The sequence below is a fragment of the Rahnella sp. BCC 1045 genome, from assembly GCF_019049615.1.
GTDB classification, from domain to species: domain Bacteria; phylum Pseudomonadota; class Gammaproteobacteria; order Enterobacterales; family Enterobacteriaceae; genus Rahnella; species Rahnella contaminans.
Genome location: NZ_JAFMOZ010000133.1, coordinates 1 through 14,717, shown reverse-complemented (window position 1 = coordinate 14,717; position 14,717 = coordinate 1). Strand labels below are relative to the sequence as shown.

The following is a 14,717-nucleotide window of genomic DNA, read 5'->3' as shown; positions in this document are numbered from 1 at the left end:
ACAGATTTTGCGTTGATTTGGAAAGGATTGAAAGCAAAAGAGGCCGGTTCTGCCGGTGCGGAAAAGTCGTCACCTTATTTCGGAATATCTCATGCTGATAACTTATTTAATTGACTTATCAATATTAATATATCGCTCATTAAATAAAATCCGAATCGTAAATAAGACTTTTCCAGTCAGAAACTTTTTTAGGCGTTTTTTTCAGAAACAACTTTGAACAATTAATCACTTCCTGATATAAAGCCGTTTGGTTATCTCATTTCATAATTTAAAATAATAAATTCGTAAATAAGGATATTTACAGTGAATGTTAAGTTCTCATTTCTGGCAATAGTTTTTGCCGGATTTTCTGTGCATGCCGCTCCGCTCAGCCCGGCGGACAGAGATTCGATTGAGCAGCAACAACGCGGGCGGCTCCAGCAGGAACAGCTGCAACGTGAAGATCTCGAACGGGGCCAGCCGCTCTCCGCGCCCGTACAGAAACCCGCAGAACTGAACGACGCTCACTGTTTTACCGTTTCTACTATCACCGTTTCCGGGTCGGAACATTTGCCTGCACGTGAAAAAGAGGCACTGACCGCGCCGTTTATTGGAAAGTGTTTAGGCATTAAGAATATTACCCAACTGGTGCAGGAAATATCTGATGAGTATATCAGGAAGGGTTATATCACCAGCCGTGCCTACCTGCCGGAGCAAGATCTCTCGCAGGGGAAGTTAAATATCCGGGTGATGGAAGGAAAGCTTCAGGATATTCAGTTAGATCATCGCAATGACCGTATGCTGGCAATGGCATTTCCCAGTCTTAAAGGCAAAATTCTTAATCTGCGCGACATTGAACAGGGAATGGAGCAAATCAACCGGCTGCGGCAAAATCCGGTGCAGATTGAAATCTTACCGGCGGAGCAGCCGGGCTTTTCCGTGGTGAATCTGACGGCAACGCCGGAGTTCCCGGTCACTGCCGGGGCAGGGTTTGATAACAGCGGCCAGAAAAGTACCGGAACTGGCCAGATGAACGGCTCGCTGACGGCCAGCAATGTGTTAGGTCTGGCGGATCAATGGTTTGTCAGCGGTGCGCGCAGCAGTGATTTTTCCAGCTCTCACGATGCCCGCAGCGTACAGGCGGGAATGAGCGTTCCTTACGGCTACTGGCTGCTCAATTACAGTTACAGCTACAGCGATTATCTCAGCACGGTCAGTTCGCGTGGCTTTGGCTGGCGCTCTTCCGGCGATTCGCAAACGCACCGGGTGAATCTTTCCCGCGTCCTGTTCCGTAACAGCGATATCAAAACCGGCGTTTTGCTGGGCATCAGCAACAACATGGCGCGCAATTATCTTAACGATGCACCGCTTGCCAGCAGCAGCCGCAAACTCAGCAACGTGAATGTCGGGATTAATCACAGCCAGAAAGTTTTCGGCGGCCTGTCGACGCTCAACCCGACCTTCTCGCGCGGCGTGCCGTGGTTAGGGGCGGAAGACGATCAGCATAAACCCGCGGATGCGCCCAAAGCAGAATTCTCCAAATGGTCGGTTTCCGGCAGTTTCTACCGGCCGGTCAGTCAGAAAATCACCTTTCTTTCCAGCGCCTACGGGCAGTGGACCGGCGACCGTCTGTACGGCAGCGAACGGCTGACCCTCGGCGGCGAAAGCTCGGTGCGCGGCTTCAAAGAACAATACCTGTCTGGCGATAACGGCGGTTACTGGCGCAATGAACTCAATACCGCGCTGTTCACCGCGCCGCTGTTCGGGCAAATCACCGCCGTGGCCGCCATTGACGGCGGCTACCTGCATCACGATAACCACGACATCAATGCAGCGGGCACGCTGTGGGGTGGTGCGGTCGGGCTGAACAGCAGCGCACGTTATTTTTCCAGCCAGTTTACCGTCGGCTGGCCCCTGCGTTATCCGGGTGATTTAGCCCCTGATCGCGTTGCCGTTCATTACCGCCTGAACTTCGTGCTGTAACCCCGATAAGGATATCGACCGTGAAAAACTCTACGTTACCGCCCGTTTCTGCGTGGCGTCGCCTGACCACTTATGCGCTCAGTTCGCTGCTTGTTTTCCAGCCGGTAATGCCCGCGCTGGCCGCTGGTGTACAGGCGGCAACCGGGGCGACGCAGGTCGATCAGGCCGCCAACGGCGTGCCGGTTGTTAACATCGCCACGCCTAATCAGGCGGGCGTTTCGCATAACCAGTACCAGAATTTCAACGTGGGCAGCGAAGGGTTAATTCTCAATAACAGCACGGACCGCCTGACCCAAAGCCAGCTCGGCGGTTTGATTCAGAACAACCCCAACCTGAAAGCCGGTAACGAAGCCAAAGCCATCATCAACGAAGTCACCTCGGCGAACCGCTCGCAGCTCAACGGCTACATGGAAGTCGCGGGCAAAAACGCCAGCGTGATGGTCGCCAACCCGTACGGGATCACCTGTAACGGCTGCGGATTTATTAATACGCCCAATGCCACGCTGACCACCGGCAAACCGGTTATGGGTGCCGACGGCAACCTTCAGTCCATTGACGTCACGCAGGGCGCAATCACCGTCGAAGGCAAAGGGCTCGACGCCAGCCAGACCGGCTATTTCTCGCTGATTTCCCGCGCCACGGAAATTAACGCCAAACTCAGCGCCCAAGATCTGACCGTGATCGCCGGGGCCAACCGCGTCGATGCGCGCGGCAACGTCACGCCAGTTGCCGGTCAGGGCAATGCCCCGCATGTCGCCATCGATACCGGCGCGCTCGGCGGAATGTACGCCAACCGCATCCGGCTGGTTTCCAGCGAAACGGGCGTGGGCGTCAACCTCAATAATATCAACGCCCGCGAAGGCGATATGCAGCTGGATGCCAGCGGAAAACTGACGCTCAGCAACAGCGCCGCGGCGGGCAATCTCACTGCCACCGCACAGGAAATCCAGCTCAGCGGCAGCCATAAGGCACAGTCGGTGGCGCTCACCGGACGAGGCGACGTTCAGCTGCAAAACGCCACGATTGCCGGCAACGAAAATCTCACCCTAACCAGCGGCGGCAAGTTAGTGGCGAACGGCGCGCAGATGACGGCGGGCCAGAACGTGCGCCTTGCCAGCAGCGAACTGACCACCGATGCCGCAACGAAAATTGATGCACAGCGCGACGTCGAACTGGCGCAGAGCAAAAACACCGACTGGAAAGGTCAGCTCACCGCCGGGCAGGATGTCCGCATCAGCAGCCCGACGCTGACGAATCAGGGTAATATCGCCGCCAACCGCAGCGTAACCCTGAGCGGAACGGCGTTTAACAACCTGGGAAGTGTGCAGTCGCAAAGCGATCTGGCCCTGAATCTCGACACCTTCAATAACGGCGGACATACGCTGGCGGGCGGCTCTCTGGCGCTCAATGCGAGGGATGTGCAGCTCGGCGGAATTCTCAGCGCACAGCAGGATCTGACGTTTTCCGGCAACGCGCTGACGGTGGCAAACACCGGGCAACTGCTTGCAGGCCGTAATCTTATTCTCAACACCGGTTCGCTCGCACTCGCGGGAATGGCAAAAGGCGGCCAGCACGTTTCACTCAATGGCGACCGTTTTACCAGCGCTAACGGCAGCTTACTCACCAGTGACGGCGACATCGCCCTGACTCTGACTGACGCGCAAATCGACGGACAACTCGCTGCACTGGGCTCACTGACGCTCAGCGCTGGCAACCGCGTTATCACCGGCAAAACCGCGCAGTTGCAGGCACAAAAAGACTTGTCTCTGACCGCAACCCAATCGGCGGATTTACAGGGCACGGAGGCCGCCAAAGGCGATATTACGGTCCACGCCGCAACATTAACGCACAGCGGTCAAACCGCCGGACACAGCATCACCCTGAACGCGCAACAGATCAGCAACGACGGCAACGTGGTGGCCGATGACATCCATCTGACGGCGAAAAACCTCATCAATAACGGCATATTGCAGGGCAACCGCGCGCTGCAATTTGATACCGGCGCGATCAGTAACCTGAGCCACGGGCAGATTGTCAGCGGCGGCCTGCTGAAACTGACGCTGCCGCAGTTCACCAACGCCGGTCTGGTGCTGGCGGATGATTTTATTCTGAGCACGGAGCGCCTCGAAAATACCGGCACAATTCAGGGAACCGGCGGTCTGACGATCAGCGCCACGACGCTCAGTAACCGGAACAGCGGACGACTGCTCAGCGGCCAGTCGCTGGCGCTAAACACCCGCCAGCTCAGCAATGACGGTATTGTTCAGGGCGACAGCGTCACCCTGAACAGCAACGCGTTCAGCAATCAGGGCAGCGTACAGGCCAGCGCGCTGGATATCCGCAGCGACGCGGTGACCAATAGTGGCACGCTGATCGGGCTGAAAACCCTGGCCATGAACCTGTTACAGGATCTGAACAACACCGCGCAAGGCTCGGTATTGTCGCAGGGCTCGCTGTCCGTGACAGCCAGAAACGTCAGTAACGACGGCGTCTGGCAGGGAGTAAACGTTCTGCTCAATGCGCAGGACTTCACCAATACCGGCACCGTACAAAGCGCCGATGCGCTGACGTTCAGCCTCGCCAATACCTTCATCAACACCACAAGCGGCAAACTGATCGCGAACGGCGCGGCGGCTATTCAGGCGTTATCGGCGGGTAATCAGGGGCAATGGATCGCCAGAAACCTGACGCTTACCGCCGGAACATTAACGAACAGCGGTGAAATCACCGGCGTCGACAGCCTGACCGCCACCCTGCAAAGTAACCTGACGCAACAGGCGTCCGGCAAACTGCAAAGCAACGGGCTGACCCGCATTGATGCCGCAACCGTGGATAACGCCGGGCAATTGCAGACCCGCACGCTGGCGCTGCATGCGAGTACGCTCACCAACGACGGCACGCTTCAGGCCCGCGAAGCCGCCAGTCTGGTGCTTTCCGGTCAGGCGGATAACCGCGCCAGCGGCCTGATGCTCAGTGACGGCTCACTGAACCTGAGCGCAGCCAGCTTCACGAACGCCGGTATCGCTCAAGGCACAACGGACGCTACGTTCAACCTGTCCGAAAGCGGGAATAACCTCGGACACCTGCTGTCCGGCGGAGTACTCACCCTCAGCGCCCCGCAATTTCGCAACAGCGGATGGCTGCAAAGCGACAGCCAGAACATCAATGTCGCGGACACACTGACCAACAGCGGCACCCTGATTGCTCAGGGAAAATCACTCTTCACCGGCGGGAACCTGACGAACACCGGCTTCGTTCAGGCCGCAAATTTATCGCTGAATCAGTCAGTTATAGATAATCACGGAACACTCTTCGCCACACAAAGCCTGAATATTCAGTCGCAAAATCTCAGCAACAGCGCCGCAGCCAAACTGTTCAGCGCCGGTGATATCACGCTTAACAGCCGCGCCCTGACCCAGTCCGGTCAGATTGTCGCGCTGGGCAACATCACCCTCACCTTGCTGGATGCGCTGGCTCAGAACGGCACGCTGGCGGCGGGAAATAATCTTTCCGTCAGCACGGAAGGCGATTTCACGCAAAACGGTACATTGCAGGGGCAAAGTGTTGCCCTGAGCAGTAGCGGGATGTTCAGCAATCAGGGCATCCTGACCGGCGGCAACGGCGCGTTCACCGTGAATGCGGGCAGCATCACTCAGGCCAATAACGGCAGCCTGCAATCGGGCGGCGACGTCAGCCTGACAAGCCGCGGCGCTATCGCCAACAACGGCTTTATCGGCACCACCGGCGACCTGCTGCTCAGCGCCGCCAGCACACTAACCAACACTGCCCTGCTCTATTCCGCCAGCGACATGACGCTACTCGCGGACGCCATCCACAACCTGAAAGGCGACATTCTGGCGGGCAACAGCCTGTGGATGATGAAAGATGCCCGCGGCAGCGCGAATACCGAAGTCGTAAACCGTTCAGGCAATATCGAGACCACTCACGGTGATATCAGTATTTACACCGGGCATCTGCTTAATGAGCGGGACGGGCTGAGTTTCTCCAAAGAAACCCACGACTATGTTTCCGGCGATCAGGCTTATATCGATGTGTTATGGCGGGATCTCGACCCGGATTCCCTGAGTTTTGATAAGGGCACCCTGTGCGGCGGCGGCGTGAACGACCACTGCACCACCTATTATTACGTTGTGGTCAGCCCGTCTCTGGCCAACCAGAAAGTATTAGTCAGTGACGAATCGGTCACGGCTCACGCTGATGGCAGCGCGGGCAGAATTGCGGCAGGCAGGGATCTCACAGTTCAGGCCAGCGTGCTGGATAACAACGCCAGCGATATTCTTGCGGGCGGAAACATGTCGCTGAGCGGCGGCCAGCTGAACAACAACTCTCTCGAGACCGGCACAGTTTCGAAGTACCAGACTTATTCCTATACGTGCACGAAAGCTTCAGGCTGCCGTGAGGGAATTTCAGCCTCGGAATACGGTAATCAGTTCGCCTCTTCCGGCACGCTGCGTTTCGAGCTTTCGGGCGCACCGGTTTATGAAACGAGCAACGGCGGATATTCCTACCGCGCCGTTATTCAGGCCGGTGGCAATCTGATTGCTAATTTCTTCAGCGATATCAGCAATACCACCACCACCGCCAGCGCGGGCAGCATCAGCCATAATCTGGTAGCTCCGGCGCTCAGCACCCTCAGCGCACCGACGGAATTTGCCGGTGAAAAAATGCAGGATTTACCGCAGACCTCCGGCACGGATATCAATTCTCCGCAGTGGCGCGACCACGTTGCAGATACGATTCAGGCACTGGGCGGCGGCACAGCGCTCAACACCGGTGATTACCCGCTGCCCACCAGCAGCAACGGTTATTTCGTCATTAATGCCGATCCGAAAAGCCCGTATCTGATCGTCACCAACCCGAAACTGGACGGACTCGGGCAACTCGATAACAACCTGTTCAACGAAATCTATGCCATGCAGGGCATGACGGCGCCGGTTGTCCCACGCGAGACGGGACGCCAGTACACCGATGAAAACAGCTTTATCGGCTCGGCGTATTTCCTCGACCGCCTCAATCTTCACCCGGACTACGATTATCGTTTCCTGGGCGATGCGGCTTTTGATACCCGTTACGTCAGCAACGCATTAATCAACGCCACCGGCAGCCGCTATATCAGCGGTTTCGGATCCGATCTGGCGCAGATGCAATACCTGATGGACAACGCCGCCAGCGCACAGCACTCCCTCGGGCTGGCATTTGGCGTCGCACTGACCCGCGACCAAATCGCCTCGCTGGATAAAAGTATCCTGTGGTGGGAAAACGCCGTCGTAAACGGCCAGAACGTGCTGGTGCCAAGACTGTATCTTTCCCCGAAAGATGTCGCGCCAGCCAGCGGCAGCGTCATCGCCGGGAACAACGTCGGGCTGGCCGGTGGCAGCATCACCAACAGCGGTTCAACCCTGCAGGCCAACAGCGGCCTTTACGTCTCCAGCCAGAGCACGATCGATAACCTCGACGCGGGCCTGATGAAAGCCGGTGGCGATCTCAGCCTGTTTGCGACGGGCGATATCAGCAACATCGGCTCAAGTCTCAGCGGTCAGGGCGTACAACTTATCAGCTACAACGGCAGCATCATTAACCAGACGCTGACCAACCAGTGGAGCATTAGCGGAAAATCCGGTCGCGACAGCCTTGCCTTCTCGCACACCGACATCGGCGATATTGCATCAATATCCGCAGGCGACTCGCTGACGATGTACGCCGGTAAAAACATCGACATCACCGGGGCAAACCTCACTTCAGGCGGCGATCTCACCCTGCAGGCGCTGGGCGATATCAATATCGCCGCGCTTGAGACCCGTGACCTCGAACAGCACAGTTCACGCGGTAAAAATACGCTGACCGAAAGCAGCGACACGCAGGCCAGCCAGATTTCTTCCCGCGGCGATCTCGCGATGCAGGCCGGTCATGACCTGAATATCAGTGCCAGCCAGGTCACCGCAGAAGGCGATGCGGCGCTCAAAGCCGGGAACGACATTAACCTGCAAACGCAGGAACAGAACGCACACAGCAAAACCAACAAGACAGAACAGCGTCTCGATCTGGTGGATAACACCACGATTACTGCGGGCGGCGATTTAGCGTTGGTCGCGGGGCGTGACCTCAATTCTCAGGCAGCCAGCATGAAAGCCGGGGAAGACGCCACGCTGGCCGCCGGTCGCGATATCAATCTCAACGCAGAAGAAATCAGCAGCTATAGCGAATCGCACGGCAACAAAAAGCAGCAGGTCGAAGAGACGATTCGCCAGCAAAGCACCGAACTGGTAAGCGGTGGAAACACCCATATTCAGGCGGGCCAGGACGCGACCTTTAACGGCGCACAGGTCGATGCCACGGGAAATCTGGCGGTCACCGCCGGGCGCGACATCACCCTGAACAGCGTCACCGAAAGCGATTATTCCTTCTTCGAACAGACCAAAACCTCGGGCGGAATGTTCTCCAAAACCACCACTCATACGGTGCGCGAGGATTACGCCACTCACGAGAAAGGCTCGGAACTTGGCGGCGACAACGTTTCGATGACCGCAGGCCATGACCTCAACGTCAACGGCTCAAGCATTATCGGTGATCACAACGTCAGCCTGCTGGCGGGTAACAACATTAACATTCTGGCGTCCACCGAAGAGCAGTCGTCCTATCGTCTCGACGAGAAGAAAAAGAGCGGCCTGTTCAGCGGCGGCGGGCTGGGATTCACCATCGGCACCACTGAAACCAGCCACCGCGTCAACGAAGACGGCACCACGCAAAGCCAGAGCGCCAGCTCCGTCGGCAGCCTTGGCGGCGACGTCACGGTGATGGCGGGCAACAATGTACACGTCAGCGGTTCAGACATTATCGCCAGCGAAGACATGCTGATCAGTGGCAAAAACGTGCAGATCGACCCCGGTCAGGACGCGCTTCACCGCAAAGAAACCTTCGAGCAAAAAACTACCGGTCTGAACATTACCCTCGCCGGTACCGCCGGTGGCGCCGTAAACAGCGTCTACACCGCCGCCCAAAGCGCCAGTGACGACGACAGCGGACGCATGGCAGCACTCGACGGCATCAAAGCTGCGCTGAACGGTTATCAGGCGTATCAGGGTACGCAGCTCGACGGCAACAACGGCGGCAATAACAGCTTTATCGGCATTGCCGCGTCCATCAGCCATCAGGAAAGCCGCTCCGAGCAGATCACCGATCAGCATGCCGCCACCGGTTCCACGGTGATGGCAGGCGGCAACGCCACGATTGAAGCGCGGGACGGCGATCTCAACGTCATTGGCAGCAAAGTCAAAGCCGACGGTGACCTGAACCTGTTCGCCACCGACGACATCAACCTGCTGGCTGCGGATAACACCCAAAAAACCACCGGTAAAAACTCCAGCGCCGGTGGCGATATCGGCATCAGTTTTGGCGTCAGTAATGACAAGGCGGGGATCAGCGTCTTCGCCGACGTCAACGCCGCCGCTGGCAAAAACCACGGTGACGGCACCACCTGGACTAACTCAGAAGTGGGCGCAGGCGGGAACCTCAACATCAGCGCCGGTAACGACCTGAACATTAAAGGCGCGCAGGTGTCCGGTGAACAAATCACCGCCGACATCGGCCACAACCTGATCATTGAGAGTTTGCAGGATACCGACCACTACGATTCGAAGCAGCAAAGCGCCGCCGCGGGCGGCAGCTTTACCTGGGGCGGCGGCGGCGGCAGCGGCTACATCAGCCTGTCGCAGGACAAAATGAACTCGGACTACGCCAGCGTCACCGACCAGAGCGGTATGTTCGCGGGCAACGGCGGGTTCGACATCACCGCCGGCAATCACACCCAGCTCAACGGCGGCGTCATTGCCTCCGGTGCCAGCGCCGACAAAAACCGCCTCGACACCGGCACGCTCGGCTGGAACGACATCCACAACGAAGCCAGCTACAGCGTCGACAGCAGCAGTATCAGCATGAGTTCAAGCGGCAACTCAACGTCGCAGTTCATGGGCAACATGGCCAACGCCATGCTCGCCGGGCTCAACGGCGACGGTTCAGCCTCCAGCACTACCGGCTCCGCCATCGCCGGTGGCACGATTGTTATCCGCGACCCGAACGCACAAAAACAGGATATCGCCAACTTAAGCCGCGACACCGACAACGCGCACAGCACCCTCGCCCCGATTTTCGACGCCGCAAAAGAACAGCAGCACATCGACGAAAACCGCGCCATCGCGCAGATCGGCTCGCAGGTCGCGGACATCGTACGCACCGAAGGCAAAATCGCCGCGCAGGAAGCCGCCAAGGAGCAGCTGGCAAAAGAAGGCAAATTGCCGCCGACGCCGACCAAAGGCGCAGAGCAAAGCGAGTGGGACGCCTACAACGAAACGCTGGAAAATACCGACGCCTACAAAGCGGCGATGAACGAATACGGCACCGGCAGCTACAAACAGCAGGCGATTCAGGCCATCACAGCCGCCATACAGGGCCTGACGGGCGGCGACTGGAGTTCCGCCGTCGCCGGAGCCGCCGCGCCGTACATGGCCGAGTTCATCAAAAATAACACCGCCGAAGGTGCCGAACGCATCATCAGCCACGCCCTCGCCGGCGCCATCGTCGCCGAAATGCAGGGCGGAAATGCGGCAGCCGGGGCTGCGGGCGCGGGGCTTTCCGCCGCAGGCGCGAAATACATCGCCGACCAGCTCTATCCGGGCAAAGACATCAAAGACCTGACAGAGGAGGAAAAACAAGGTGTTGTGGCTCTGGCCACCTTAGCTTCAGGGATCGCAGGCGGCGTTGTTGGCGGAGATGTTAGCTCGGCGATTGATGGGGCGAAGGCTGGGAAGAATGAGGTTGAGAATAACTATCTGCACGTGTCGGAGAAGACAGAGCTCGAGCTGGCTAAGCAGAAACTTAACAGTTCAAACCTTGCGGAACGTGAGCAGGCACAGCAGACCATCAATGAACTGCGTGAGAAAGATATCGCTAGCGATAAGAAGGTTATTGATGCATGTAGCAATGGCAATGCCGGAAGTGCGGCCTGTGCGAGTGCAAGGCTGGAGGTCATAGCGGCCAAAGGTGAGTACGAAACAGGGAACTACAATAACAAAGTCAGCCAGATGTATCCGGACGCTTATGGTCAGATAGTAAACCTGCTGAATTTCACCAGCGTTGATGCACAGAATCAGCAGCAGGTGAAGGATGCGATGGCGAATTATGCCATGTCGCAGCTTGGGGTTGATAAGGTGACGGCAGAGAATTATGTCGAAACCTATGACGGAATGCAGATGATCGCATCCTCGCTGAAACCTGTGCTGGGTGCGGCTGTGGTCAGCAAAATAGGAGTAATGACTAGAAACATCGTCATCTATCCTTCAGGCATTAACTTCCGCATCGACCAACCGAAACATTTATCTATGGTAGATGGATTTACACAGAAAAATGGAATCTCAGGGGGGCATAATTCCAATGCGTTTTACGATGCTGCTAAAGAATACAATGTAAAAATCGTCAGTGAGACGCCTACTGGCGTAAAAGGTATTACTGAGGTGAAATATTTAATACCGACAAAAGATCGGGCAGGAAATCTTACCGGAGATTATAAAGCGACTACTGAAACTAAGACTATCTACGATCCTAAGTTATTCTCTGACCAGAAAATATTAGAGCTTGGTCAACAAGCTGCGGCTAAAGGCTACAAAGATGCTATGGCTAGCAAAAATGGCCAGGCCAACGTATCGGTTGATGGGGTTAACTTCAGAATTTACGTGGATAGAACTACTGGAACTGTGCGTAACTTCCATCCTAACTGAGGTGAACGATGAGAAAAGAATTATTTAGTCAACAGGATGTAGATAACGGGCTTAATTTAGTCGTTATATCCTATTTTGAAAGAATGTATGAAGATGGTAAATTTTTGGATGCTTTAGAATTACTATCTAAAAAATGGACGTTAAATGTTGATGGTGCTTATTGTAATTTTCCAGATATGGAAAGTTATGATGAAAGCGAACATTTTGAAGGCGTTGAATTTGCCGTCGGCTATCCCGCTTCTGAAGCAGATACTGTCATTGTTAGCGAAGAAACCTGCTATCAGTACGTCCGTCTGGCATGTGAAAGGTATCTTCTGCTGCATCCTGAAGATACAGAAAAAGTAAACAGTTTACTGGCTAAACTACTTTTATGATCTGAAAATCCCAATCTCTTGCGGTTGGGATTTTAACTTTTAAAAGCCAGCCCCGGCCACACTTCAGGCAGTCATAGCGGAATTGTACCTGCCTGATGACCAGAATATGGCTTACTGTACGCGGTGATGGTCATCTGGCAGATAAAGCGGGTTTGAAATCTTTAACAATAGTTGTTGAGAATAATTATCTGAGTGATAAGGACATCAAAACCTTCACTGAGAATTATGCCGCTGCGAAGACTGATGCTGAGAAGGAACAAGTCCTGGCAGACCTGAAAAAACGGGATGCAGAGAATCAGAAACAGGCGTTATCTACTGGAATATCAGTAGCAGATCAGAAAGGTGCACTGGCAGATTTAAAAGCTCTTGCTGCTTCACCAGAATGTACCGCGCAGTGTCAGGAACTGGCAGCTTATTCCATCTCAGAACTGGAACCTGTAGCGAATAACACGCAACTGCATGAAAACAATCTCAATAAAGGGATCCTTGCCTCAGTTATCATAGCGTTGACAGTCGATAAACCGCTCAGTAGCAACTCAACATCTGGTTTGTCTTCATTGACAAAAGAGCAGCAGCAGTTAATCAATAATGCAGAATACATCACGACGGCTAAGGGGATACAGAATCCGTTCCCGAGAGATCTGAATGAGAAAGTCTTGTGGAATGGGGTTAAGGCTAATCCTACAGGTGGTGTTAAATTGGAGGGAATGAATAATGATCCTCGTTTCCCTCAGTCAGCAGGATTCCAAAAGATGGAAGCAAAGCAAAAACTCGCGGATGGCTCAACAATAACAATACATTACCAGTACAACTCTAATACTGGGCAAGCCTATGATATGAAAATTACAACACCGCAAAGAATACAGGCAGATCCGTCTAAAGTGATCGATTCAATAAAGGATAAAGTTAAATGAAATTACAAGAAAAAGACGGTGAGATAATCGATATATTCTCAATTTATTGGTTTGGAAATGAAACTGTGTTTTTGGGATTCCCAAGAAACTATGGCGGGCTTGCAGCGTATAAAGCGTCAGAAGTTACTGTAATTGATTCTGACTTAAATTTTGAGGCGGTTTATTTTCATAATAATGCATGTGGAATTTACCATTGGGCCCTGATCAAAGAGAAACTGCTGGACGATTTACTTGGATTGGATGAGGTATCCTACAAACGCTTTCTTGAGATCCTGAAAGCGGAAGGTCGAATAGACCCAGACTTCTATTAGTCATTAAAATCCCGCCCTTGTTGGCGGGATTTTACGTTATACGTCAGCTAATTACGCTTCAGTCGCCAGCCGGATGATCAGCTGTCCCGGCTGTGTGATCACCTCCAGCTTCTGCCCCGTAGTAAAACCGAGTTGCCCGAGCCAGCGGCCCTTGAGGGTGATCTGCGGATACGGATCGGGTTGCCCGTGGTTAGGGCGATAACCCACAATACTCTGACGGGCTTGGGGTGTGGCGGGTTCTGACGTAGAATCGCGTTCAGTCATGATCAACTCCTCGATAGTTGGTGGTGATGAGCGGTCAGTCAGTGCTCGTGACACTGACTGACCGCGCTAATTACATTAGTTCTTTCCTTTAGCCGTCGCTTTGCTGACGCGCGCCACGGTCTGTGTGACCTGGCTTTTTACAATCATCGCATCAAGTACCGCTTTAGCCACTTCCTGGTCTTCGACAGACATCGCCGCCAGCGCTTCAAAACGTAACTTCATATCATCTTCAGGCTCACGTTCGCCCGGTTCGAATAAGAGAAAGTCAGAAGTGACGTTGAGAATAATGCGCTGAGTGTTGCTGAAAACAAGTCACGTTCTCAGGAGATGGCGCAGTGCCAGGGTAGTTCTGCTTGTGAAAACGGCGTTATTGATAAGTACAAGAAAATTAATGCCGAACAACATGAAAGTGTTGTTGAATGTAAAGGCTCCAAGAACTGTGTAGATAAGGCTAACGAAGTTGGCCTTATACAGGCTGAATATGCCAAACGTGCAAACGAGTTATTAGAAAAGGCACGTGTTAATGGCGGCTTAACTCCGGAAGAACAGAACGAACTATCTATTCTTCAGGTAACAACCATCCAGCTTGAAGCAGACAGAAACATAGCTATTCACAATGCGTTAATGTCTGGTGATTCGCCGGAAGCTAAGCAACTTGCGATAAACTCTCTGGCACTTGTGGCAGGAACCAGTGCGGCGGGGATCGCTGCCGGGATCTGGAAGACTCGGGCTAAAGAACCATCTACCGATATTGGGGCTGGAAACGATAGTAAGCAATTATCGCCTCAGGGTTACAATGTTGATCCAAGCAAATTTGACTATTTCTTTGGCAAAGTGACAACTGGGAATCCACACAATGTCCAGAGATCTGCCCAAAACATGAAAGATCTTAATACTTTAGGTATAAACAATGAGCAAGCTTTGATCAAGGTATTTAATCAGGCAGCTAGCAATGGTGTTCCTATATCAAGTAAAACTAATAACTATGGTACTACAGTGACTAAAAGTATTGCTATAACTGACAAGGGAGCTATCCAGGTCAGTTTCTTCTATCCTGAAGGAAATATGAATTCGACACCAAAAATCACTACCCTAATTCCT

8 protein-coding genes are annotated in these 14,717 nt (G+C 54.1%); 6 read left to right on the top strand and 2 right to left on the bottom strand.

Features of this window, described 5'->3' with window-relative positions; genetic code table 11:
- The first annotated feature begins 303 nt into the window (after positions 1-303).
- The 5 genes from J1782_RS16345 (at position 304) to J1782_RS16325 (ending at position 13,352) form a co-directional block, all read left to right on the top strand.
- Positions 304-1,962 carry a ShlB/FhaC/HecB family hemolysin secretion/activation protein gene (locus tag J1782_RS16345; protein ID WP_217153520.1) on the top strand — a complete coding sequence of 553 codons (1,659 nt, stop codon included), beginning with the start codon at positions 304-306 and terminating at the stop codon, positions 1,960-1,962.
- A 20-nt stretch (positions 1,963-1,982) separates the two neighbouring features.
- Complete coding sequence (locus J1782_RS16340) at positions 1,983-11,753, top strand: hemagglutinin repeat-containing protein (RefSeq protein ID WP_217153519.1); 9,771 nt, start codon at positions 1,983-1,985, stop codon at positions 11,751-11,753.
- An 8-nt stretch (positions 11,754-11,761) separates the two neighbouring features.
- Positions 11,762-12,127, top strand: coding sequence for a ribonuclease toxin immunity protein CdiI (gene cdiI, locus J1782_RS16335; RefSeq protein WP_217153518.1), 366 nt, complete (start codon positions 11,762-11,764; stop codon positions 12,125-12,127).
- Between the two features lie 95 nt (positions 12,128-12,222).
- Positions 12,223-13,041, top strand: coding sequence for a hypothetical protein (locus J1782_RS26400; protein ID WP_254303096.1), 819 nt, complete (start codon positions 12,223-12,225; stop codon positions 13,039-13,041).
- Positions 13,038-13,352, top strand: a complete 315-nt coding sequence (locus J1782_RS16325) for a hypothetical protein (RefSeq protein WP_208950476.1) — start codon at positions 13,038-13,040, stop codon at positions 13,350-13,352. Before J1782_RS26400 ends, J1782_RS16325 begins: the two co-directional genes overlap by 4 nt.
- Before the next feature lie 51 nt (positions 13,353-13,403).
- On the opposite strand, the gene J1782_RS16320 is transcribed toward J1782_RS16325, so the two are convergent.
- Both J1782_RS16320 and J1782_RS16315 read right to left on the bottom strand, forming a co-directional pair.
- Complete coding sequence (locus J1782_RS16320) at positions 13,404-13,616, bottom strand: SymE family type I addiction module toxin (protein ID WP_208950475.1); 213 nt, start codon at positions 13,614-13,616, stop codon at positions 13,404-13,406.
- 75 nt (positions 13,617-13,691) lie between these two features.
- Positions 13,692-13,838 carry a hypothetical protein gene (locus tag J1782_RS16315; RefSeq protein WP_208950474.1) on the bottom strand — a complete coding sequence of 49 codons (147 nt, stop codon included), beginning with the start codon at positions 13,836-13,838 and terminating at the stop codon, positions 13,692-13,694.
- 105 nt (positions 13,839-13,943) lie between these two features.
- On the opposite strand from J1782_RS16315, the gene J1782_RS16310 reads away from it, so the two are divergent.
- A partial coding sequence (locus J1782_RS16310; protein ID WP_217153517.1) for a hypothetical protein occupies positions 13,944-14,717 on the top strand: 774 nt, incomplete at its 3' end.

Excerpts from the sequence above, each read along its gene's own strand:
- cdiI (WP_217153518.1), top strand. The coding sequence starts at position 11,762 with ATGAGAAAAGAATTATTTAGTCAACAGGATGTAGATAACGGGCTTAAT.
- J1782_RS26400 (WP_254303096.1), top strand. The coding sequence starts at position 12,223 with ATGACCAGAATATGGCTTACTGTACGCGGTGATGGTCATCTGGCAGAT.
- J1782_RS16325 (WP_208950476.1), top strand. The coding sequence starts at position 13,038 with ATGAAATTACAAGAAAAAGACGGTGAGATAATCGATATATTCTCAATT.
- J1782_RS16320 (WP_208950475.1), bottom strand. The coding sequence starts at position 13,616 with ATGACTGAACGCGATTCTACGTCAGAACCCGCCACACCCCAAGCCCGT.
- J1782_RS16315 (WP_208950474.1), bottom strand. The coding sequence starts at position 13,838 with ATGAAGTTACGTTTTGAAGCGCTGGCGGCGATGTCTGTCGAAGACCAG.